We start from the raw sequence: 1,106 nt of genomic DNA on the forward strand, positions 1-1,106 counted from the left end.
CCTAGATTCAAATAAGAAGTGCAACGTTTTAAAAGAATGAGTTGAAGAGTAAGATGTGCCGTGTTGCATTTCAAACTTCAACTCCTACATATCAGAACGTTATGAAACACTATACACATCTTACCCAAGAGCAAAGATATCAAATATCAGCGCTATTGCAAGCTAAAAAAGGCATGAGCGAAATAGCTAGAATTATCGGCTGTCATAAATCAACGGTTAGTCGAGAGATAAAGCGAAACATGGGACAAAGGGGTTATCGTCCCAAACAAGCCCATCGTTTGGCAAAAGCGCGCAAAGTTGTGAATAGCGCACAGATCAGCCGCTTTGGCTGGTGCTATATTGAGCACTTGTTAAACAAGAGATACTCACCTGAACAGATCACAGGGCGACTGAGGATGCTAGGTTGGCAAGATGTCCCAAGCCATGAATCAATATACCAACACATCTATACTGACAAAAAGGCAGGGGGTGATCTACACAACGCCCTTAGATGTCAAAAGCGTTATAAGAGACGGTATCTGCAAGGCAATGATAGGCGTGGGAAAATAGCGAACCGCTGTGATATCACTGAGCGTCCTAGTATCATTGATACGCGCAGTCGTATGGGCGATTATGAAGGGGATACGGTGGTTGGTCACGGGCATCAAGGTGTGCTTGTCACTTTAGTAGATAGAACGACTCGAGAGACTAAGATCAAAGCGCTACCCAATCGCAAGGCAAAAGTCGTCACACAAGCTTGTATTGGCATGCTAAAAGGTGAGCAGGCGTTAACTATCACCTTTGACAACGGTAAAGAGTTTGCTGACCATGAAACGATGGCAACCGCGTTAAAGGCTGATATTTACTTCGCTCAGCCTTATCATTCTTGGGAGCGCGGAACGAATGAGAATACCAATGGTTTAATTCGTCAGTTTCTACCTAAGTCGATGCGTCTAGATAACCTATGCAGGCACTTAGTTCAGTCGATTGAAGACAGTTTAAATAATCGACCTAGAAAGGTGCTAGGGTTTAGAACACCGCTTGAGGTAAAATCTAGCTTCGGGTGCGTTGCACTTCGATGTTGAATCCAAGTAGGATAAAAAATGACAGACTTGAATAAATCCAAG

At 43.6% G+C, this 1,106-nt stretch carries 1 protein-coding gene; it reads left to right on the forward strand.

The genetic code is table 11. The annotated features are described in order from the left end of the window. Positions 1–101 precede the first annotated feature (101 nt). Positions 102–1,064, forward strand: coding sequence for an IS30 family transposase (locus JMW39_RS13160; protein ID WP_201547282.1), 963 nt, complete (start codon positions 102–104; stop codon positions 1,062–1,064). The last annotated feature ends 42 nt before the right edge of the window (positions 1,065–1,106 follow it).

It is taken from the genome of Psychrobacter immobilis (assembly GCF_904846175.1).
GTDB classification, from domain to species: Bacteria; Pseudomonadota; Gammaproteobacteria; order Pseudomonadales; family Moraxellaceae; genus Psychrobacter; species Psychrobacter immobilis_E.

Bases quoted from the DNA above. Each gene is read 5' to 3' on its own strand.
- JMW39_RS13160 (WP_201547282.1), top strand. From the start codon at position 102: ATGAAACACTATACACATCTTACCCAAGAGCAAAGATATCAAATATCA.